This is a genomic window from Streptomyces viridifaciens, assembly GCF_001888885.2.
Classification (GTDB): Bacteria; Actinomycetota; Actinomycetes; order Streptomycetales; family Streptomycetaceae; genus Kitasatospora; species Kitasatospora aureofaciens.
Genome location: NZ_CP090841.1, coordinates 2,960,086 through 2,980,184, shown reverse-complemented (window position 1 = coordinate 2,980,184; position 20,099 = coordinate 2,960,086). Strand labels below are relative to the sequence as shown.

20 protein-coding genes are annotated in these 20,099 nt (G+C 72.2%); 15 read left to right on the top strand and 5 right to left on the bottom strand.

The window, feature by feature from the left end; all coding sequences use genetic code 11:
• Window positions 1-206 precede the first annotated feature (206 nt).
• From BOQ63_RS20260 to BOQ63_RS20240, 5 genes are all read left to right on the top strand, one after another.
• Window positions 207-1,607 carry a cystathionine beta-synthase gene (locus BOQ63_RS20260; RefSeq protein WP_030286579.1) on the top strand — a complete coding sequence of 467 codons (1,401 nt, stop codon included), beginning with the start codon at window positions 207-209 and terminating at the stop codon, window positions 1,605-1,607.
• 543 nt (window positions 1,608-2,150) lie between these two features.
• Window positions 2,151-2,483 (top strand): hypothetical protein, encoded by a 333-nt coding sequence (locus BOQ63_RS20255; protein ID WP_030286581.1) that lies wholly within the window; start codon window positions 2,151-2,153, stop codon window positions 2,481-2,483.
• Between the two features lie 189 nt (window positions 2,484-2,672).
• The gene (locus BOQ63_RS20250) at window positions 2,673-3,953 is read left to right on the top strand and encodes a L,D-transpeptidase (protein ID WP_046385487.1); all 1,281 of its coding nucleotides are present in this window, start codon (window positions 2,673-2,675) and stop codon (window positions 3,951-3,953) included.
• A gap of 139 nt (window positions 3,954-4,092) precedes the next feature.
• Window positions 4,093-4,644 carry a SigE family RNA polymerase sigma factor gene (locus BOQ63_RS20245; protein ID WP_043387839.1) on the top strand — a complete coding sequence of 184 codons (552 nt, stop codon included), beginning with the start codon at window positions 4,093-4,095 and terminating at the stop codon, window positions 4,642-4,644.
• Window positions 4,641-5,465: a hypothetical protein gene (locus BOQ63_RS20240; protein WP_030554274.1), complete on the top strand. Its 825-nt coding sequence runs from the start codon at window positions 4,641-4,643 to the stop codon at window positions 5,463-5,465. The genes BOQ63_RS20245 and BOQ63_RS20240 overlap by 4 nt, the downstream gene beginning before the upstream one ends.
• An 85-nt stretch (window positions 5,466-5,550) precedes the next feature.
• On the opposite strand, the gene msrA is transcribed toward BOQ63_RS20240, so the two are convergent.
• A complete protein-coding gene (gene msrA, locus BOQ63_RS20235) occupies window positions 5,551-6,216 on the bottom strand; it encodes a peptide-methionine (S)-S-oxide reductase MsrA (RefSeq protein ID WP_072654734.1) in 666 nt (221 codons plus the stop codon).
• A gap of 117 nt (window positions 6,217-6,333) precedes the next feature.
• On the opposite strand from msrA, the gene BOQ63_RS20230 reads away from it, so the two are divergent.
• Window positions 6,334-7,488, top strand: a complete 1,155-nt coding sequence (locus BOQ63_RS20230; RefSeq protein WP_030554277.1) for a cystathionine gamma-synthase — start codon at window positions 6,334-6,336, stop codon at window positions 7,486-7,488.
• Between the two features lie 11 nt (window positions 7,489-7,499).
• Here the strand turns inward: BOQ63_RS20230 and BOQ63_RS20225 are convergent, their stop codons facing one another.
• Window positions 7,500-7,979 (bottom strand): MarR family winged helix-turn-helix transcriptional regulator, encoded by a 480-nt coding sequence (locus tag BOQ63_RS20225; protein WP_033347623.1) that lies wholly within the window; start codon window positions 7,977-7,979, stop codon window positions 7,500-7,502.
• Window positions 7,980-8,163: 184 nt separating this feature from the next.
• Between BOQ63_RS20225 and ilvA the strand changes: the two genes are divergently transcribed.
• The 3 genes from ilvA (at window position 8,164) to BOQ63_RS20210 (ending at window position 11,525) form a co-directional block, all read left to right on the top strand.
• The gene (ilvA, locus tag BOQ63_RS20220) at window positions 8,164-9,375 is read left to right on the top strand and encodes a threonine ammonia-lyase (RefSeq protein WP_030554279.1); all 1,212 of its coding nucleotides are present in this window, start codon (window positions 8,164-8,166) and stop codon (window positions 9,373-9,375) included.
• 181 nt (window positions 9,376-9,556) lie between these two features.
• Complete coding sequence (locus BOQ63_RS20215; protein WP_072654733.1) at window positions 9,557-10,660, top strand: ATP-binding cassette domain-containing protein; 1,104 nt, start codon at window positions 9,557-9,559, stop codon at window positions 10,658-10,660.
• A gap of 1 nt (window position 10,661) precedes the next feature.
• On the top strand, window positions 10,662-11,525 hold the full coding sequence (locus BOQ63_RS20210) for an ABC transporter permease (RefSeq protein WP_030286597.1): 864 nt from the start codon (window positions 10,662-10,664) through the stop codon (window positions 11,523-11,525).
• Between the two features lie 87 nt (window positions 11,526-11,612).
• Here the strand turns inward: BOQ63_RS20210 and greA are convergent, their stop codons facing one another.
• Both greA and BOQ63_RS20200 read right to left on the bottom strand, forming a co-directional pair.
• Window positions 11,613-12,113: a transcription elongation factor GreA gene (gene greA / locus BOQ63_RS20205; protein WP_030286600.1), complete on the bottom strand. Its 501-nt coding sequence runs from the start codon at window positions 12,111-12,113 to the stop codon at window positions 11,613-11,615.
• 378 nt (window positions 12,114-12,491) lie between these two features.
• Window positions 12,492-12,905: a DUF4307 domain-containing protein gene (locus BOQ63_RS20200; RefSeq protein ID WP_030286602.1), complete on the bottom strand. Its 414-nt coding sequence runs from the start codon at window positions 12,903-12,905 to the stop codon at window positions 12,492-12,494.
• A 240-nt stretch (window positions 12,906-13,145) separates the two neighbouring features.
• On the opposite strand from BOQ63_RS20200, the gene mca reads away from it, so the two are divergent.
• From mca to BOQ63_RS20180, 4 genes are all read left to right on the top strand, one after another.
• Complete coding sequence (gene mca / locus BOQ63_RS20195; protein ID WP_072656306.1) at window positions 13,146-14,048, top strand: mycothiol conjugate amidase Mca; 903 nt, start codon at window positions 13,146-13,148, stop codon at window positions 14,046-14,048.
• Window positions 14,049-14,096: 48 nt separating this feature from the next.
• Window positions 14,097-14,288, top strand: coding sequence for a hypothetical protein (locus BOQ63_RS20190; RefSeq protein ID WP_030286605.1), 192 nt, complete (start codon window positions 14,097-14,099; stop codon window positions 14,286-14,288).
• A 113-nt stretch (window positions 14,289-14,401) separates the two neighbouring features.
• Window positions 14,402-16,450, top strand: a complete 2,049-nt coding sequence (locus BOQ63_RS20185; RefSeq protein WP_030286607.1) for a thioredoxin domain-containing protein — start codon at window positions 14,402-14,404, stop codon at window positions 16,448-16,450.
• Between the two features lie 39 nt (window positions 16,451-16,489).
• The gene (locus BOQ63_RS20180) at window positions 16,490-17,362 is read left to right on the top strand and encodes a GNAT family N-acetyltransferase (RefSeq protein ID WP_072654732.1); all 873 of its coding nucleotides are present in this window, start codon (window positions 16,490-16,492) and stop codon (window positions 17,360-17,362) included.
• Here the strand turns inward: BOQ63_RS20180 and BOQ63_RS20175 are convergent.
• On the bottom strand, window positions 17,359-17,685 hold the full coding sequence (locus BOQ63_RS20175; RefSeq protein WP_030286611.1) for a hypothetical protein: 327 nt from the start codon (window positions 17,683-17,685) through the stop codon (window positions 17,359-17,361). The two genes, BOQ63_RS20180 and BOQ63_RS20175, sit on opposite strands and share 4 nt — an antisense overlap.
• A 125-nt stretch (window positions 17,686-17,810) precedes the next feature.
• Here BOQ63_RS20175 and BOQ63_RS20170 point away from each other — a divergent pair, with 125 nt between their 5' ends.
• Both BOQ63_RS20170 and BOQ63_RS20165 read left to right on the top strand, forming a co-directional pair.
• Entirely contained in the window at window positions 17,811-19,487 is a 1,677-nt protein-coding gene (locus BOQ63_RS20170) for an alpha/beta hydrolase (protein WP_072654731.1), read from the top strand.
• The gene (locus BOQ63_RS20165; RefSeq protein ID WP_150476011.1) at window positions 19,484-20,098 is read left to right on the top strand and encodes a hypothetical protein; all 615 of its coding nucleotides are present in this window, start codon (window positions 19,484-19,486) and stop codon (window positions 20,096-20,098) included. The genes BOQ63_RS20170 and BOQ63_RS20165 overlap by 4 nt, the downstream gene beginning before the upstream one ends.
• Window position 20,099 lies beyond the last annotated feature (1 nt).

Genomic DNA, 20,099 nt, shown 5'->3' with positions numbered 1-20,099 from the left:
CCCCTTCGCGTCCTCGTGCCGTCCCCTCGAGGCACGGCAACGCCTGCACAGCGCTCTTACCCGGACCGGGGGTGGGACTACCGGCGGCACGGGCGGAGGTGGGCCATTGGGGGCGGTGTGCCGGAGGGGAGCGCCGGGGTGCCACCCACGCCCTAGGCTTTGCAGTACCGAATGCACTCGCATGCCCATAGACCGGGAGGACCCCCGTGCGGTACCACAACTCGATCATCGACCTGGTCGGCAACACGCCGCTGGTCAAGCTGAACAAGGTCACCGAGGGCATCAGCGCGACTGTGCTGGCGAAGGTCGAGTACTTCAACCCCGGCGGCTCGGTGAAGGACCGCATCGCGATGCGCATGATCGAGGCCGCCGAGGCCTCGGGCGCCCTCAAGCCGGGCGGCACGATCGTGGAGCCGACCTCCGGCAACACCGGTGTCGGTCTGGCGATCGTGGCCCAGCAGAAGGGCTACAAGTGCATCTTCGTCTGTCCCGACAAGGTGTCCACCGACAAGATCAACACCCTGCGCGCCTACGGCGCCGAGGTGGTCGTCTGCCCGACCGCCGTCGCCCCGGAGCACCCCGACTCCTACTACAACGTCTCGGACCGCCTGGTCCGCGAGACCCCGAACGCCTGGAAGCCGGACCAGTACTCCAACCCGGACAACCCGGCCTCGCACTACCACTCCACCGGTCCGGAGCTGTGGGAGCAGACCGACGGGAGGATCACCCACTTCGTGGCGGGCGTCGGCACCGGCGGCACCATCTCCGGCACCGGCAACTACCTGAAGGAGGTCTCCGGCGGCAAGGTCAAGGTCGTCGGCGCCGACCCGGAGGGCTCGGTCTACTCGGGCGGCACCGGCCGTCCGTACCTGGTCGAGGGCGTCGGTGAGGACTTCTGGCCGACCGCCTACGACCGCAACGTCGCGGACGAGATCGTCGCGGTCTCCGACAAGGACTCGTTCCAGATGACCCGCCGCCTGGCCAAGGAGGAGGGCCTGCTGGTCGGCGGCTCCTGCGGCATGGCCGTGGTGGCCGCGCTGGAGGTGGCCCGCAAGCTCGGGCCGGACGACGTCGTCGTGGTGCTGCTGCCGGACGGCGGCCGCGGCTACCTGTCCAAGATCTTCAACGACGACTGGATGGCCGACTACGGCTTCCTGCCCTCCTCCACCGACGAGGCCCACATCGGCGAGGTGCTGGCCCGCAAGGAGTCCGTGGCGCAGGGCGGCGTCCCGCAGTTCGTCCACATGCACCCGAACGAGACGGTCGCCGAGGCGGTCCGGGTGCTGCGCGAGTACGGCGTCTCGCAGATGCCGGTGGTCTCCCCGGGCGCCGGCCACCCGGACATCATGGCCGGCGAGGTGATCGGCTCGGTGGTGGAGAAGCTGCTGCTCGAGGGCATCTTCGCCAAGGAGATCGAGCTGACCGACACCCTGGACAAGGTGATGTCCAAGCCGCTGCCGGTGGTCGGCTCGGGCGAGACCGTCACCAACCTGATGACCGTGCTGGAGAAGGCCGACGCGGCGGTCGTGCTGGTCGAGGGCAAGCCCCAGGGCATCGTCACCCGCCAGGACCTGCTGAGCTTCCTGACCACCCGCGGCGCGCACTGACGCCGGATCACGGCGGGCGGGCACTGAGGCCCGTTCCCGGGCCCGGTGCGCGCTGAGGCCCGCTCACCCCGCGCGGCCCGTGGGCGGATCGGAAGGATTCGTCCACGGGCGAAGTGGTACACCGGCGTCACCTGCCCGCAGCACGTGGTTAACAAGGCTCCGGCATCGTGGTGGTCAACGGCGAGACGCCGAGCGAGGCGGCAGCGGCCGACCGGGAGCGGCTCCCCGGCGGGCGCGGTCGGCTCCGGACACGTCGGACGGTCCTGACCCGGCCGCCGTGTCCGCCCTCCCCGACCGGTACCGGAGGGAGGGGCCCTCCGCGGGAGGCGCCGTCGTCCCGCCCCTGTCCGGCTCCGGCCGGTCGACAGGGTGCGGCGACTCCCGCGGCGATCACCGCGCCGCACGGCGCGGCTCCGCGGCTCCCGGGTGGGGGAGCCGAGGCGGAGGAACGGTGGGGCCGGTCCTGTTCCGAGGACCGGCCCTCCCGTGCGTCCGGCCTCCGTGTGCGCGCCGGGGAGCCTCCGTTCCCGTACGCTCGCACGCATGACCAGCACTGAAACGACCGACGCCCCGCGCTACGTCAAGCTCAAGATCGAGCTCATCGCGGAGATCACCGACGAGGGCGCCCTCAAGGCGGCGGCCCTGCAGCAGGTCGCCGGGGACGAGTACCTGGACGACGAGGAGCGGGCCCAGTCCGTCGAGGCCATCGAGGTGGACCCGTCGGGTTCGCTCGCCCACTTCATCGACCCCGTCGCGCTGCTCGGCGACGTCCCGGGCGTCGAGCTCGCCTCGGCGACCTGGGAGTCGGCGCAGACCGAGTTCGACCCCGAGAGCGAGGAGTGGGACGAGTACACGGTGGAGGAGTCCGCCGAGTAACGGCCGTACGTGCCGTGAACGCCCGTGAACGCCCGGTCCGCTTTCCGCGGACCGGGCGTTTTGTCCATGTTAGGCGGGAAGTTGGGTCATCTCATACGATCGCTTACCCTTCGGGGATGGAACCGTGAGCAGCCGGATTGCGTTTCTGTATCCGTAATTGCCCGGGACGAATCAGCAGGGAGACGTGACGTGACGGCACGGGACGGTCAGGGGCGGGTGGCCGGGGGCGGCTGGAGCCGGCGCGGAGTGCTCGCGGGCCTGATCGGTGCGCCGGTCCTGCTGCTCGCGGCCTGCAACGACAACAGCGGCGGCAGCGGCGGCGGCAACGGCGGTTCCGGCGGTGGCGGTGCCAACGGCGGCGCCGGGGGCTCGGGCGGTGGCAGCGCCCCGAAGACCTCGGCCGCCGTGATCACCGTCAGCCCGGCGGACGGCACCACCGGCGCCAGCTTCAGCGAGCCGGTCAAGGTCACCGTCAGCAACGGCACCCTGAGCGCCGTCAAGGTCACCGACTCCACCGGCAAGGAGCTGGCCGGCCAGCTCTCCTCCGACAACACCAGCTGGACCTCCGCGGCGGCCCCGGCCAGCGGCACCAAGTACTCCGTCACCGCCAGCGGCGTCGACAAGGACAAGCTGGAGGCGGACGCCAACGCCACCTTCACCACGGCGACCCCGGCCAACACCTTCGTGGGGTACTTCACCCCCGAGGACGGCTCGGTGGTCGGCGTCGGCATGCCGGTCTCGATCAACTTCAGCAAGCCGATCACCGACAAGAAGGCCGTCCAGTCGGCGATCTCCGTGATAGCGGAGCCGGGTGTCGAGATCGTCGGCCACTGGTTCTCCAGCACCCGCCTCGACTTCCGGCCCCAGGAGTACTGGGCCAAGGGCACCAAGGTCACCCTGAAGCTGCGGCTCAAGGACGTCGAGGGCGCCAAGGGCGTCTACGGCACCCAGTCCAAGGACGTGAGCTTCACCATCGGCCGCGCCCAGACCAGCGTCGCCGACCTCGGCACCAAGAAGCTCACCGTCACCACGGACGGCCAGGTCAGCGCCGTCTACAAGATCTCCGGCGGCGCCCCCGAGCACACCACCTGGGGCGGCAAGATGGTCATCTCCGAGCAGTTCACCCAGACCCGGATGAACTCGCAGACCGTCAACCTGGGCAGCGAGTACGACATCGCCGACGTGCCGCACGCCCAGCGCCTGACCACCTCCGGCACCTTCATCCACGGCAACTACTGGTCCTCGCCGTCGATCTTCGGCGGGCAGAACACCAGCCACGGCTGCGTCGGCCTGCAGGACGCCAAGGGCGCCTCGGACAGCAGCACGGACGGCTACAAGTTCTACAAGTCCTCGATGATCGGCGACGTGGTCGAGGTCGTGAACTCCGGGGACAAGACCGTCGCCCCGGACAACGGCCTGAACGGCTGGAACCTGAGCTGGGCCGACTGGAAGGCCGGCAGCGCGGTCTGATCGGGTCCGGGCCGGCAGGAACCGGTCCGCATCCCCGGCACCCCCGCACAGCCGCATTCCTGCATTCCCGCACCCCCGTATCCGAAGAAAAGCTCCGGGCGGACCGAACCTCGCGGTCCGCCCGAGGAGTCAGGTGGGTGTGAAACGCGAGCAGAGACAGCGGCAGGATGCCGAGTTCAGCGCTTTCGTCGCCGGGAGCGGCCGCCAACTGCTGCGGCTGGCCGAGCTGTTGACCGGAGATCCGGAGCGGGCCAAGGACATCGTGCAGTCGGCGCTGGAACGCGCCTACCTGCACTGGCACCGGATCACCGGCGACGACCCCATCGCGTACGTCCGCCGGATCGTGGTGAACCAGCACCGCGACTGGTGGCGCCGGCTGCGCAACCGCGAACTGCCCACCGACCACGCCCCCGACCGGCCGCTGGCCGAGGACCTGGCCGAACGGCAGGCCGAACGGGCGCTGCTGCACCAGGCGCTGGGCACCCTCACCCGCCGGGAGCGGACGGTCGTCGTGCTGCGGTACTACGGGGACCTCACCGAGGCCGCCGTCGCGGCCGAACTGGGAATCGCCCGGGGCACCGTGAAGAGCACGCTCAACCGGGCGATGTCGAAGCTGCGCGCACACCCCGAACTCGCCGACCGCACGGGCGGCCCGGCGGGTGCCACGACGCACATCGAGGTGACGGTATGAGCTTCGAGGACCGACTCGGAGAGCTGTTCAGGAACGAGGACCCGCACGCGGCCGGGCCGGAGCCGGCTGCGGTCATCGCCGGTGCCCGGCGGCGGCGCGCCCGGCGCAGGGCGGGGGCCGGGGCGGCGGCCCTGGCCGTGGCGCTGATCTGCGGGGCGACGGCGGTGACGGCGGGCGGTGGCCGACCGGCCGGGAACGCCGCGGCCGGGAACGCCGCGGCGGAGCTGGAGGCGGCGTCGGCCCCCTCCACGGGGGCGGCCGGGTCGACGGGGGCGGCCGCACCGACCCCGACCGGCTCACCGACCCCGAGTTCGACCCGGACCGCGCTGCCGCTCTCGCCGGTGCGGCAGGTCGCCCCCGGGGAGAAGATCCTGGTCACCGACGACACCCGGATCTGGTTCACCGCGAACCAGCGCTGCGACGAGTCCCGCGAGTCCGACGGCAGCTGGCACACCTCCTTCGGCTGCCGGGACGTGCGCAGCGACAACCTGGAGCACGACAAGCCCAGCGTCTACGCGCAGACCAGCGGCAACCGGGACCGCTCCGTCGTGGCCAGCTTCTACCTGGGACCGACCCCCTCCCGGATCGTCGCGTTCTTCGACGGCAAGCCGACCGTCGCCACCATCGTCACCACCGCCGGGATGAAGGGCTGGACCGGCTACTACGTGGTCCTGCCGCCGATGCCGACGGGCGACCCGTCCGCGCACCGGCGGCCGGCCGGCCCCGCGATCGGGGTGTACGACGCCGAGGGCAAACTGCTGGCGGAGAACCCCGGCACCGCCTCCGACGGCTCCGACGAGCGGGCGCCGCAGCGGCTGTGACCGGGCGCGGCCGACCCGTTCCGGCTCCGGTCGCGCCCGGTCGGCTCCGCCCGCTCCCGGGCCGGGCGGCGAGGGGCGGCGGCGGTCAGCCCTGGGTGCGGGCCACGCCGATCGGGCAGGAGGCGCCCGTCCCGCCCAGACCGCAGTAACCGTTGGGGTTCTTGGCGTCCGACAGGTACTGCTGGTGGTACGGCTCGGCCGGGTAGAACGGGCCGGCCGGCGCGATCTCGGTGGTGATCGGGCCGTAACCGAGCGCGGTCAGGGCGGGCTGGAAGGCGTCCCTGGTGGCGGTCGCGGCGGCGGCCTGGGCGGGGGAGTGGGTGTAGAGCGCGGATCGGTACTGGGTGCCCACGTCGTTGCCCTGGCGGTTGCCCTGGGTCGGGTCGTGGGCCTCCCAGAAGGTCTTCAGCAGCCGCTCGTAGGAGATCACCGCCGGGTCGAACACCACCCGGACCGCCTCGGTGTGCCCGGTCAGCCCGCTGCACACCTCCTCGTACGTGGGATTGGGCGTGTGGCCGCCCTGGTAACCGACCAGCGTCGTCCAGACGCCGGGCAGCCGCCAGAACGTGCGCTCCGCGCCCCAGAAGCAGCCCAGCCCGAAGTCGACCACCTCCAGACCCTCCGGATACGGGCCGGTGAGCGGGTGTCCGAGCACGGTGTGCGGCTCGGTCAGGGCGAAACCCGGGGCCTGGCGGCCGGGCAGTGCCTGGTCGGCGGGGACGAGCGAGGTCTTGTGGCGGTTGAACAGCACGGCCTGCTCCAGCGGGGGTAGGGAGGGTTGCCCAGGGTTCAACGCACCGGACGGCCTGCGGATTCCGTCCGCCGATTCCGGCGAGCGCTCGGCCGTACGGCCGTTAGGCTCGGAGCCATGACCGAGCACCAGCTTCCCCACGGCTTCGAGACCCTCGCCATCCACGCGGGTCAGGAAGCAGACCCCCAGACCGGGGCCGTCGTCACACCCATCTACCAGGTGTCCACCTACAAGCAGGACGGGGTGGGCGGCCTGCGGGGCGGCTACGAGTACAGCCGCAGCGCCAACCCGACCCGCACCGCGCTGGAGGAGTGCCTCGCGGCGCTGGAGGGCGGCGCCCGCGGCCTCGCCTTCGCCTCCGGCCTGGCGGCCGAGGACACCCTGCTGCGCACCATCCTCAAGCCGGGCGACCACATCGTGATCCCCAACGACGCCTACGGCGGCACCTTCCGGCTGTTCGCCAAGGTGCTGACCCGCTGGGGCGTCGAGTTCTCCGTCGCGAACACCCAGGCGCTGGGTGACGTCCGCGCCGCGCTGCGCCCCAACACCCGCGCGGTGTGGGTCGAGACCCCCTCCAACCCGCTGCTGGGCATCACCGACCTGGCCGGGCTCGCCGAGGTCGCGCACGGCGCCGGCGCCCTGCTGGTGGTCGACAACACCTTCGCCAGCCCGTACCTGCAGCAGCCGATCTCGCTCGGCGCGGACGCCGTCGTGCACTCCACCACCAAGTACATGGGCGGCCACTCGGACGTGGTCGGCGGTGCGCTGGTGCTGGCCGACGCGGGCCTCGGCGAGGAGGTCGCGTACCACCAGAACGCGATGGGCGCCGTCTCCGGGCCGTTCGACGCCTGGCTGGTGCTGCGCGGCATCAAGACCCTGGGCGTCCGGATGGACCGGCACAGCTCCAACGCGGAGAAGGTCGCCGAGCTGCTGAGCAGCCACCCCAAGGTCAGCCAGGTGCTCTACCCGGGCCTGCCCGAGCACCCCGGCCACGACATCGCCGCCAAGCAGATGAAGGCCTTCGGCGGCATGGTCTCGTTCCGGGTCGCCGGCGGCGAGGAGGCGGCCGTCGAGGTCTGCAACCGTGCGCAGCTGTTCACCCTGGGCGAGTCGCTGGGCGGCGTGGAGTCGCTGATCGAGCACCCGGGCCGGATGACCCACGCCTCGGCGGCCGGTTCGCCGCTGGAGGTGCCGGCCGACCTGGTGCGCGTCTCGGTGGGCATCGAGTCCGTCGACGACCTGCTGGCCGACCTCAAGCAGGCGCTCGGCTAAGGGCGTTGGCCCTACTGCCCCTGCTGGTCCGCCGTGTAGGACTCCATCGCGAGGTTGAAGCGGGCCAGCAGGGCGCAGAACGCCCGCTGCTCCTCGGGCGGCCAGCCGGCCACCAGGCGGCGGGTCAACTCGGCCCGCCCGTCCCGGACTTCGGCCAGCCGACCGGTGCCGCAGGAGGTCAGCGCGAGCCGTACCGCGCGGCGGTCGGCCGGGTCCTGCACCCGGCCGACCAGCCCGGCCGCGACCAGCGGGGCGACCTGGCGGGTCACCGTGGAGGAGTCCACCCCCAGCGCCTCGGCCAGCGCCTTGACGTTCGCCGGGCCGTGCCGCTCCAGGCGGTCGAGCAGCAGATAGGCGGCCCGGTCCAGCGTGCCGACGCCGCCGGAGGTCCGGACCTGTTCCATCCGGCGGGCGAACACCGCCAGCTGGTACTGGAGTTGGGTGTGCACGGGCTCGGTTCGGTCGGTGGCCTGGGGCGAGGGCGTCGTCATCGCGGCTCACGATCGTCATGCGGTGAGAGAAGCTCAGAACCAGCAGCGTACGCGGGCGGAGCGGGCCCGGGAACAGGCCCGACGTCCCCGATGTGGGGTGCGGGGCGCCCGGGGGCGCCCCGTGCGGGCCAGGCCGGGCGTGCTGATCCGGCCTGCCCCACGCGGGGCGCCCTAGGCTGGGATCATGCACAACTGGCCGATCACCCTCGACGACGTCCGCGGCGCCCAGAAGATGCTCGCCGGGGTCGCCCGGGTCACCCCGATGGAGGGCAGCCGGCACCTGTCCGGATTGATCGGCGCGCCGGTCCACCTCAAGTGCGAGAACCTCCAGCGCACCGGCTCCTTCAAGCTGCGCGGGGCGTACGTGCGGATCGCGGGACTCTCGCCGGTGCAGCGGGCCGGCGGGGTGGTGGCGGCGAGCGCCGGGAACCACGCCCAGGGGGTGGCGCTGGCGGCCTCGCTGCTGGGGGTGCGCTCGACCGTGTTCATGCCGGTCGCGGCGCCGCTGCCCAAGGTCGCGGCCACCCGCGAGTACGGCGCCGAGGTGCGGCTGCACGGCACCACCGTGGACGAGGCGCTACAGGCCGCGCAGCGGTACTCGGAGGCGACCGGGGCGGTGTTCATCCACCCCTTCGACCACTGGGACGTGGTCACCGGCCAGGCGACCGTCGGCCTGGAGATCCTGGAGCAGTGCCCCGAGGTGCGCACGATCCTGGTCGGGGTGGGCGGTGGCGGGCTGCTGGCCGGGATCGCGGCGGCGGTCAAGCCGTTGCGACCGGACGTCCGGGTGGTCGGGGTGCAGGCGGCGGCCGCGGCCGCGTACCCGCCCTCGCTGGCGGCCGGGCGGCCGGTGACGCTGGAGCACTTCGCCACCATGGCCGACGGGATCATGGTCGGGCGCCCGGGGGACATCCCGTTCGAGGTGGTCAACACCCTGGCGGACGGCATCCGCACGGTCTCCGAGGACGCCCTGGCGCGGGCCCTGCTGCTGGGCCTGGAGCGGCTGAAGCTGGTGGTCGAGCCGGCCGGGGCGGCCCCGATCGCGGCGCTGCTCGAGCAGCCGGACTCCTTCGAGGGCCCGGTGGTGGCGGTGCTCTCCGGGGGCAACATCGACCCGCAGCTGATGCAGCGGGTGCTGCGGCACGGGCTGGCGGCGGCCGGGCGCTACCTGTCGCTGCGGGTGCGGCTGGCGGACAAGCCGGGTTCGCTGGCGGACCTCCTGGGGGTGCTGACCAGGGTGGACGCCAACGTGCTGGACGTCGCGCACGTGCGGACCGACCCGCGGCTGGGGCTGACCGAGGTCGAGGTGGACCTGCACCTGGAGACCAAGGGGCCGGAGCACTGCGCGCTGGTGGTGGGCGAGTTGCGGGACGCGGGGTACGTGGTCGCGGGCTGAGCGGCCGTCCCCTCTCCCGATCCGTTCCCCTTAATCCCCTTGACGCGATGTATCGCGAGTTGCCACACTCGCGATACATCGCGTTCTGTTTCGGTTATCGGGAACCGAGTCGCCCGCGCGCCCGAACGGGGGGCGGAGTGGGACAGATCGCCCATACTCGACCGAGGAGATGAGGCAGGCCATGGCGCCAGCCATCCAAGCCGAGAACCTGGTCAAGACCTTCGGCGACGTACGAGCCCTGGACGGCGTCAGCCTCGACGTCCCCGAGGGCACGGTGCTCGGGCTGCTCGGCCCGAACGGGGCCGGCAAGACCACCACCGTGCGCGTCCTCACCACCCTGCTCCGCCCGGACTCCGGCCGCGCGGTGGTGGCCGGGGTCGACGTCCTCGAACACCCGGACCGGGTGCGCAGCCTGATCGGGCTGTCCGGTCAGTACGCGGCGGTCGACGAGTACCTCACCGGCTTCGAGAACCTCACCATGGTCGGCGAGCTGTACCAGATGCGCACCCGCGACGCGAAGGCCCGCGCGCTGGAGCTGCTGGAGTGGTTCAACCTCACCGAGGCCAAGGACCGCACCGCCAAGACGTACTCCGGGGGCATGCGCCGGCGCCTTGACCTCGCCGCCGCGCTGGTCGTCCGGCCGCCGGTGATGTTCCTGGACGAGCCGACCACCGGCCTCGACCCGCGCAACCGGCTCGCGCTCTGGGAGGTCATCGAGACCCTGGTCGAGCAGGGCACCACGCTGCTGCTGACCACCCAGTACCTGGAGGAGGCCGACCGGCTCGCCCACGACATCGCGGTGGTCGACCACGGCCGGGTGATCGCCCGCGGCACGGCCGACCGGCTCAAGGCGCAGATCGGCGGCGAGCGGATCGAGGTCGTGGTGCACGACCCGGGCCTGGTCGCGGACGCGGTCGCGGCGCTGTCCCGGTACGCGCTGGGCGAGCCGGCCGTGGAGAAGAACACCCGGAAGATCACCGTGCCGGTCAGCGGCGGCGCCCGGGTGCTCGCCGACGCGATCCGCGAACTGGACGGCCGGGGCATCGAGATCGACGACATAGGCCTGCGCCGCCCGACCCTGGACGACGTCTTCCTCACCCTCACCGGCCACGTCGCCGAGGCGGTCGAGGAGGACGGCGGCGCCGCCGGCTCGGAGGGCCGCGGCCGGGGTGGCCGGGGCCGTGGGAACAGCGGCGGCGGCGCGGGCGGCGCGGGCGGCACGGACGGCGACGGCGGTCGGGGACCGGACCAGCAGCAGGCCGTCACGGCCGGAACGGAGCACTGAGATGAGCACCGGAACGGCCACCGAGCACGCCGTCGGCGGGGCGGTGCCGACCCCCCGCCGGGGCCTGTCCGCGACCCTTCACGACTCCTGGGTCGTCGCCAAGCGCAATCTCCGCCGGATGTCCAGGATCCCCGAGATCGTGGTGTTCGGGCTCATGCAGCCGGTCATGTTCGTGCTGCTGTTCTCGTACGTCATGGGCGGGGCGATCAAGATCCCCGGGGCGAACTCCAGCTCCGACACGTACATCCAGTTCCTGATGGCCGGCATCTTCGCCCAGACCGTCACCTTCGCCACCGCCGGCGCCTCGGCCGGCATCGCGGAGGACATGACCAAGGGGCTGGTGGACCGCTTCCGCTCGCTGCCGATGGCCCGCTCGGCGGTGCTGGTCGGGCGCACCCTCGCGGACCTGTGCCAGACCGCGTTCACCGTGGTCGTGCTGGCGCTGGTCGCGCTGGCGGTCGGCTGGCGGGTGCACGACGGGGTGCTCAGTGCGCTCGGCGCCTTCGGCCTGCTGCTCCTGCTCGGTTACGCCTTCTCCTGGATCGGTGCGCTGATCGGGCTGTCGGTGCGCAGCCCCGAGGCGGCCACCTCGGCCGGGCTGATCTGGCTCTTCCCGCTGACCTTCGTGTCCAACGCCTTCGTACCGGTCAGCTCGATGCCGGGCTGGCTGCAGGGCGTCGCGTACTGGAACCCGTTCAGCGCGACGGTGCAGGCCTGCCGGGACCTCTTCGGCAACCAGGTCGGGCCGGTGGACAACACCTGGCCGATGCAGCACGCGGCGCTGGTGTCGGTGCTGTGGTCGCTGGTGATCACGGCGGTGTTCTCCTGGCTGTCGGTGCGCAAGTACCGCTCGGCCGTGGGGTGAAACGTCACTGTCGGGGAACGCCCGAGGGCGGTCGCGGAGTCCTCTGCGGGACTGCGCGACCGCCCTCGGCGGTGTTCGCGGGCCGAGTCAGCCGGCGTGCGGCACGACCTTGACGATCTTCACCATGGCCGGCTTGCCGTTCGGCAGCTCGTAGGTGGCCTCGTCGCCGATCTTCTTGCCGTCGATCGCGCGGCCCAGCGGCGACTGCGGCGAGTAGACGTCCAGGTCGTCGGCGCCCGCCACCTCGCGCGAGGCGAGCAGGAACTCCATGAGGTCGTCCTCGTCGCCGTCGAAGGCGACCGTCACGACCATGCCCGGGGCCACCACGCCGGAGTCGGCCGGGGCTTCGCCGACCTTGGCGCGCTCCAGCAGCTGGGTCAGCTGGCGGATGCGCAGCTCGTACTTGCCCTGCTCTTCCTTCGCCGCGTGGTAGCCGGCGTTCTCCTTGAGGTCACCCTCCTCGCGCGCCGCCTCGATCTTCTGGGCGATCTCGATGCGCCAGGGCCCGGTCAGGTGATCCAGCTCGGCCTTGAGCTGGTCGTAGCCGGCCTGAGTGAGCCAGGTCACGTTCTCACTGGTCTGGGTCACAGGTGCTCCTCGTAGGTGCTGGGGGCTGTGCTGAGGGAGTCAGTCGTCAGCAGGGTCGTCGGTGATATCGGTCGTAACTACAAAGCAACGCCCGCTCCCGTACCATCCGGTGCGGAAGGGGCGAAACCACGAGCCTAACAAGTCCTGCCGACAAGCGGGAGAGGCGTTGTCGTGGCATTGACGGTGGCGTTGCGCCACGGTGTACAGCAACCGGGTGCGGGACTTCCTACGGATGCCCGTTCCGTCGGGGGAGTATGCGTCCCCTGGCCGTTCGGGGCCCACTTTCCGCCCGCGTCCGGCGCATGTCCCGCGCGTGTCCCCGCCCGCGTGCCGGGCGCGTCCGTCCGCGTGCCCGGGCGTGTTCCGTCCGCTCGCCGGCTACTTCGCCGGGGTGCAGCCCAACAGCTCGGCCGTGGTGCCGCGGGCGGTGGTGCGCAGGGTGACGGTGGCGTCGTAGCTCGACCCGGCCGCCGGGACCGGGAAGTCGGCCACCCCGACCACCGCGTGGTCGTCGCTCTGCGAGCGGACCGTGCAGGTGCCGGCCGTACCGTCGCTCTTGCTCACCGACAGGTGCAGCTGCACCTCGGAGTCGGAGAGCACCTGGAAGGTCGGCACCGAGCCGTTGATCTTGGACTCGCGCAGCAGGTAGGAGCCGCCCAGCCAGGCGATCAGCCCCAGCCCGAGCACGCCGCAGACCGCGCCGACCACCTTCAGGCGGCGGTCCGACTCGCCGTCGCCGCGCCGGCCGTAGCGCCCTTCGGGCAACTGCGTGGCGGTGCTCTGTGCCGTCATCGGACTCCGTCCTCTCCTAGGGAGGGGCCGCGCGGGCGGTGCAGGGGAATGCGACGGTCCTCCAGTCCGTCACTATAGGAGGGGCTCGCCCGCGGCCGGTCCGGCGGGGGCGGAGATCGGCCGCGCCGGAGACCGGCCGCAGGCCGGCCTTGCGGCGACGCGGTCCCGAAGTGAGCGGTTCGTACGGTGGGCAGACCCGACTTCGCGGAACGCCCGATGATGTGGAAGGAACGCAAGGCGTTGACTGAGCAGTTGCGACTGATGGCGGTGCACGCCCACCCGGACGACGAGTCCAGCAAGGGCGCGGCCACCATGGCCATGTACGTCGAGCAGGGTGTGGACGTGCTCGTGGCCACCTGCACGGGGGGCGAGCGCGGGTCGGTTCTCAACCCCAAGCTCCAGGGGGACCCGTACATCGAGGAGAACATCCACGAGGTGCGCCGCAAGGAGATGGACGAGGCGCGGGCGATCCTCGGCGTCAAGCAGGCCTGGCTGGGCTTCGTCGACTCCGGCCTGCCGGAGGGCGACCCGCTGCCCCCGCTGCCCGAGGGCTGCTTCGCCCTGGAGGACGTCAAGCAGGCGGCCGAGCCGCTGGTCCGGCTGATCCGCGAGTTCAAGCCGCAGGTCATCACGACCTACGACGAGAACGGCGGCTACCCGCACCCGGACCACATCATGACCCACAAGATCACCATGCTGGCCTTCGACGCCGCCGGCGACCCGGACGCCTACCCCGAGGCCGGCGAGCCCTGGCAGCCGCTCAAGCTCTACTACAACCACGGCTTCCCGATGGGCCGCATCCGCGCGCTGCACCAGTACCTCACCGAGCACGGCCACGACTCCCCGTACGGCGAGTGGATCGCCGGCTGGGAGAAGAGCGGCCGCGAGGAGCGCGAGATCACCACCCGGGTCCGCTGCGGCGACTGGTTCGAGACCCGCGACCGGGCGCTGATCGCCCACGCCACCCAGATCGACCCGGACGGCCCGTGGTTCCGCGTCCCGCTGGAGGTCCAGCGCGAGGTCTGGCCCACCGAGGACTACGAGCTCGCCCGTACCCTGATTGACGTGGACCTCCCGGAGGACGACCTGTTCGCCGGACTGCGCGCCCCCACCCTGGCGGCCGAGGCCGCCGCGCGCGACTGACCCACCCCCGACGGTCCGGCTCGGCGTGAGCCGGGCCACCATAGAGATATGAGTGCCCCCGTGAACCTCATCCACCTCGCCGCTGACCTCGCCGTCGACGACGCCAAGGTCACCCCCGGTCTCCTCGGCTTCGTCGTCTTCGCCGCCCTCGGCGTGGCGACGTGGTTCCTGGCCAAGTCGATGAACCGGCAGTTCAAGAAGGTCGACTTCACGGAGGAGCCGGAAACCCCGAAGGAGTGACCCGCCCCGGCCGGCTCCCGCCTCCGTTCGCGGGGGCCGGCCCAGGCGGACTCGGCGAGGTGCGGGGCCGGGCCTGACGCGTCCGTGGGGACGGATGCGCGAGGATGGGGGGCATGCCGAACCGTCTCGCGGACGCGACCTCGCCGTACCTGCTGCAGCATGCCGAGAATCCGGTCGACTGGTGGCCGTGGGGGCCGGAGGCCTTCGAGGAGGCCGAGCGGCGGGGGGTGCCGGTGCTGCTGAGCGTCGGGTACGCCGCTTGTCACTGGTGTCACGTGATGGCGCACGAGAGCTTCGAGGACGCGGGGCTCGCAGGGTACCTGAACGAGCGGTTCGTCGCGGTCAAGGTGGACCGGGAGGAGCGGCCGGACGTCGACGCGGTGTACATGGAGGCCGTGCAGGCCGCGACCGGACAGGGCGGTTGGCCGATGACGGTCTTCCTCACGCCCGACAAGGAGCCGTTCTACTTCGGCACCTACTTCCCGCCGCAGCCCCGGCACGGGATGCCGTCCTTCCGGCAGGTGCTGGAGGGCGTGGACGCGGCCTGGCGGGACCGCCGGCAGGAGGTCGGGGAGGTCGCCGGGCGGATCCGGGCCGACCTGGCCGAGCGGGCCGCCGTCTACTCCGCCGGCGCCCACCACCCGCCGGGCGACGCCGACCTGCACCAGGCGCTGGTCGCGCTCAGCCGGGAGTTCGACCAGACCCGCGGCGGCTTCGGCGGGGCACCCAAGTTCCCGCCGGCCATGGTCATCGAGTTCCTGTTGCGCCACCATGCCCGGACCGGTTCGGAGGCTGCGCTGGAGATGGCCGTCCGCACCGGCGAGGCGATGGCCCGCGGCGGCATCCACGACCAGCTCGGCGGCGGCTTCGCCCGGTACGCGGTGGACGCCGACTGGGTGGTGCCGCACTTCGAGAAGATGCTGTACGACAACGCCCTGCTGCTGCGGGTCTACCTGCACCTGTGGCGGGCCACCGGCTCCGAACTCGCCCGTCGGGTCGCGCTGTCCACGGCCGACTTCCTGCTGAGCGAACTCCGCACGCCCGAGGGGGCGTTCGCCTCCGCCCTGGACGCCGACAGCCTGGACGAGGAGACCGGCGCCTCCGCCGAGGGCGCCTACTACGTCTGGGAGCCGGGGCAGTTGGTCGACCTGCTCGGCCCCGCCGACGCGGCCACCGCCGCCCGGCTGTTCACCGTCACCGCCGACGGCACCTTCGAGCACGGCACCTCCGTACTCCAACTCCTGGCCGACCCGGAGGACTTCGCCGAGTACGAGGAGATCCGGCGGCGGATGTTCGAGGCGCGGGCGTCCCGGCCAGCCCCCGCCCGGGACGACAAGGTGGTCGCCGCCTGGAACGGCCTCGCCATCGCCGCGCTCGCCGAGACCGGCGCCCTGCTCGACCGCCCCGACCTCGTCGAGGCCGCCGAACGCGCCGCCGACCTGCTGCTCGCCGTCCACCTCACCCCCGACGGTCGGCTGCTGCGCACCTCCCGGGACGGCCGGCCCGGCACCAACGCCGGCGTCCTGGAGGACTACGCGGACACCGCCGAGGGCTTCCTCGCGCTGTACGCCGTCACCGGCGAGGCGGAGTGGCTCCAGCTGGCGGGCGGCCTGCTCGACACCGTGCTCAAGCACTTCACCGACGAGGCCTCCGGCGCGCTCTACGACACCGCCGACGACGCCGAGGAGCTCATCCGCCGCCCCCAGGACCCGACCGACAACGCCACCCCCTCCGGCTGGACCGCCGCCGCCGGAGCCCTGCTCGGCTACGCCGCGTACACCGGCTCCGACCGGCACCGCACGGCCGCCGAACGCGCCCTCGGCATCGTCGGCGCACTGGCCGGGCGGGCCCCGCGGTTCATCGGCTGGGGCCTCGCCGTCGCCGAGGCGCTGCAGGACGGGCCGCGCGAGATCGCGGTCGTCGGCCCCGCCGACGACCCGGCCACCGCGGCGCTGCGCCGGGCCGCGCTGCTGGGCACGGCGCCCGGGGCGGTGCTCGCGGTCGGCGCACCGGGGGAGGCCGCCGCCGAGGTGCCGCTGCTGGCGGACCGGCCGCTGGTCGGCGGTGCGCCCGCCGCGTACGTCTGCCGGCACTTCGCCTGCGAGGCGCCGACCACCGATCCCGCCGCGCTCGGCGCGCGGCTGGGGGTCGTACTCGAATAACCGTTGGCGGGCGTGCGTCGAGCGGGGCGAGGATGGGTCATGACGTGGACCCTCAGCACTTCGCTCGACGACTTCCGCAGTCGGGCGGACGCCTTCCTGGCCGCCCGCCCCGCCGAGAACACCGTCCTGATCACCATCGCCCACCGGCTCGCCGAGGCCGGGCTCGACGTGTTCGGGGAGCGCCCGCCGGTCTTCGGCTGGTGGCAGGCCGAGCCGGACGGCCCGGTCGGGGGCGCCTTCCTCCAGACGCCGCCGTTCGCCCCCAGGCTCTCCGCCATGCCGCAGGCGGCGGCCGTCGAACTGGCGGTCCGGCTGGCAGCGGCCGGGGCCGGGTTCACCGAGGTCACCGGGGTCGGCGGGGGAACGGAACAGGTCCGGGCCTTCGCCGAGGCCTGGACGGCCGCCACCGGTGCCGGACAGTCCGTTCGGGTCGAGGAACGGCTCTACCGGCTCGGCGAGTTGGCCGGCCCGCCGCGCCCGCCGGCCGGCCGCCACCGGCTCGCCGGCCCTGCTGACCGGGCACTGGCGATCCGGTGGTGGCAGGAGTTCCTGCTCGAAGTCAAGGTCCAAGCCCACAACGTGGCACGGGCGGTGGACGACAGGATCGCGTCCGGCGGCCTCCACCTCTGGGAGGACGCCGGCACCCCCGTCGCCCTGGCCGGCAGCAGCCCGGTGCTCGCCGGGATGTCCCGCATCGGCCCCGTCTACACCCCCGCCGACCTCCGCGGCCGCGGGTACGCCAGCGCAGTGACCGCCGCCGCCTCCGCCCACGTCCTCGGTCTGGGCGCGGAGGAGGTGCTGCTCTACACCGACCTCGACAACCCGACCAGCAACTCCATCTACCAGCAGATCGGCTACCGGCCGGTGGAGGACTGCCTGGTGCTGGACTTCCAAGCGCCGTCAGAGAGTTAGGCATCCCTGGTCAGGTGGCCGCCGGTCACCCCGACCACCTTCGTCTCGAAGGGGTCGGAGACCGGCGCCGCGCCGGGCGGCGGCAGGTGGTCGGCGTTCTGGTAGCCCTGCGCACAGGTGATCAGGTTGGCCCCGGCCGTCTTCATGTCGGTGGAGAGCCCGTCCAGCAGGGTCTTCCACGCGCTGCTGCACCCCGTCAGCGCCGCCCCGCTCTGCCACCCGGCCAGGCTCCCGGCGGCCGTGGCGCTGGGCTCCGCCAGCTTCGCGGTCTCGTCGGGGACCTTCCCGGCGACCGTCAGCGCGTTGTTCCCGGCAGCGGTCAACTCGCCTGGTTTGACCGTGAATCCGGGATCCTGTCCCATGGCTTCCCCCTGGCTTCCGTGTCGGCTGCGGACGCTATGGTAGCTGTGAGTGTCGTGGGGGACACAAGGCGCACGGGGGGCCGGGGATGGACATCGCAAGCCTGCGGAACGCCAAGTTGGCGGACCTCTACACGGCGGCGGGAGCGTACGACACGCTGGCCAAGGCGATGTCGCAGCATGCCACGGACTGGAAGAGCGGGACCACGGACCGGGTCCACGGCTCCCAGTGGACCGGACCCACGGCCGATGCCGCGCTCCCGGTGCTGGACGGCCTGACCAGCAAGATGAGCGCGGCGACGACGGAGCTCGGCCTCATCGGCAAGGAGATGCGCGACTGCGCCGACGCCATGACGCTGGCCCAGGACAGGCTCACCAACGCGCTGTCCGAGGCGCAGAGCAAGGGCTTCAGGGTCAGCGACACCGGCGCCGTGAGCTGGCCCGCGTCGACCAACCCGTACCAGGCTCCCGACTGGGAGACCAAGCAGAAGGCGGCCGCCGACGAGATCAGCAAGCAGATCGCCAAGGCACTGTCCGACGCGGCCGAGGCCGACGGCGCCCTGACCGACACGCTCAACAAGTTCGCGGGGCATGCCAAGGACAAGTCGGGCCTGGACGAGAAGACGGCCGGTGCCGACGCGTACATGGACCAGTTCGGCAATGCGTCCAACCCGGCGTGGCAGTGGAGCATGCCCCTCAAGGACGCGCCCCCCACCGAAGTCAACTCCTGGTGGAAGGGGCTCGGCCCGCAGGGCCAGCAGTGGTACATCAGTCACCACCCGGAGGCGATCGGCAACCTCGACGGCATCCCGGCGGAGGTCCGGGACCAGGTGAACCGCAAGCACCTGGAGGACGTGATGGGGCCCATCAGGGCCAAGCAGAAGCTGGGCCAGCCGCTGGACTCCAGCGACAAGGCGAACCTCGTCCTCTACGGGCCGATCGACGCCCGCCTCGCCGACAGCAAGGGCGACCCGCCGGTCTACCTGTTGGGCCTCGGCGACGAGGGCCAGGGCCGGGCGGTCCTCTCGTTCGGGAACCCGGACACCGCGACCGACATCTCCGCCTACGTGCCGGGGATCACCACCACCATGGACAGCCTCGGGCCGGGGGCGAACGACGGTACCAACGAGGCGGAGAACGCGCTGAACCTCTACCGTGCCGCGAGCGGCAAGGCCCCGGCCGGCCACTCCGTCGCCTCGGTCGTGTGGCTCGGGTACGACTCGCCGGGGGCGGACCTCGGGGCCGCGTCGACGAAGGCGGGCAAGGACGGCGCCCCGGCGTACGCCCAGTTCCTGAGCGGGGTACGGGCGAGCCACGAGGGCACTCAGCCGCCGCACGTCACCTCGGTCGGGCACAGCTACGGTTCGTACCTGGTCGGCCAGGCCACCAAGCTCGCCACCCAGCCGGGCTCGCACTACGTGGCCCCGGACGACGTGGTCTTCATCGGCAGCCCGGGCGTCGGCGTGGACAAGGCCTCCGACCTCAGGATGGCCCCCGGTCACGTCTGGGTCGGTGCCGCCGACAACGATGTCGTGACGCACGCCCCGTCGAAGCTCAGCCTCGATCCGGACGAACGCTGGTACGGACGGGATCCGTCGAGCAAGCACTTCGGAGCGAACCGCTTCACCGTCGACGACTGGAGCCGCGGCAACCCCATCGACGCGCACACCAAGTACCTGAACGGGCGGGGCGGCCCCTCGCTGGACAACATCGCGGCCGTCGTCACGGGCAGCGGGGACGTCAAGCTGCAGGGGCGACGCGGGTGAAGCGGCCACGACGTGCGCTGGGCTGTTCCGTGGCGGCGGCGGCCGTGCTGGCCGCCGGGTTCGGGCTGTTCTACAACGGGTACGGCCCGATGGCACTGATGGACCGGGGCTCCATCCGGAGTGCGGGTGAGGCGAAGGGACAGCTCGACGACACCCTTCAGACCGCCATGGGCGCGGTCAGCCCCTCGCTGAGCTACTTCGGGGGTGTTTACGTCGTCGAACGCGCTCCGGAGCACGCCGACGGCGAGCCGAGCCTGCGGTCCAGCGTTACGGCCTCGGTCTCCGTCCGGACGAAGGTGGCTCCGGCGAAGGTGCCGGTGCTGCTGGACCGGATGAAGCAGGTCTGGGGCGGAGAGTGCCGACCCGAAGTCACCGCGGAGGCCGGGGCGAAGCGCTACACGGACCTGAACTGTTCCGGACGCGGAGACACCCTGTTCACGTTGTCGGTGGTCAGTTCCCCGACCGTCTCGACCGAGCAGGTGCTCATGAGTGCAGAGGCGTTCGTGGTGCGCTACCAGCCCGCAGGGGACTACGGGGCCTCCCCCGTCGGCCCACAGCTGACCGGGCACGAGCCCGCCCCTGACCTCGACGACCCCTACTGGTCGCACTGAC

Coding starts and splice junctions, on each gene's coding strand:
- BOQ63_RS20255 (WP_030286581.1), top strand. CDS start 2,151: ATGACCAGCACTGAAACGACCGACGCCCCGCGCTACGTCAAGCTCAAG.
- BOQ63_RS20240 (WP_030554274.1), top strand. CDS start 4,641: ATGAGCTTCGAGGACCGACTCGGAGAGCTGTTCAGGAACGAGGACCCG.
- BOQ63_RS20230 (WP_030554277.1), top strand. CDS start 6,334: ATGACCGAGCACCAGCTTCCCCACGGCTTCGAGACCCTCGCCATCCAC.
- BOQ63_RS20225 (WP_033347623.1), bottom strand. CDS start 7,979: ATGACGACGCCCTCGCCCCAGGCCACCGACCGAACCGAGCCCGTGCAC.
- ilvA (WP_030554279.1), top strand. CDS start 8,164: ATGCACAACTGGCCGATCACCCTCGACGACGTCCGCGGCGCCCAGAAG.
- BOQ63_RS20215 (WP_072654733.1), top strand. CDS start 9,557: ATGGCGCCAGCCATCCAAGCCGAGAACCTGGTCAAGACCTTCGGCGAC.
- BOQ63_RS20210 (WP_030286597.1), top strand. CDS start 10,662: ATGAGCACCGGAACGGCCACCGAGCACGCCGTCGGCGGGGCGGTGCCG.
- BOQ63_RS20200 (WP_030286602.1), bottom strand. CDS start 12,905: ATGACGGCACAGAGCACCGCCACGCAGTTGCCCGAAGGGCGCTACGGC.
- BOQ63_RS20190 (WP_030286605.1), top strand. CDS start 14,097: ATGAGTGCCCCCGTGAACCTCATCCACCTCGCCGCTGACCTCGCCGTC.
- BOQ63_RS20185 (WP_030286607.1), top strand. CDS start 14,402: ATGCCGAACCGTCTCGCGGACGCGACCTCGCCGTACCTGCTGCAGCAT.
- BOQ63_RS20180 (WP_072654732.1), top strand. CDS start 16,490: ATGACGTGGACCCTCAGCACTTCGCTCGACGACTTCCGCAGTCGGGCG.
- BOQ63_RS20170 (WP_072654731.1), top strand. CDS start 17,811: ATGGACATCGCAAGCCTGCGGAACGCCAAGTTGGCGGACCTCTACACG.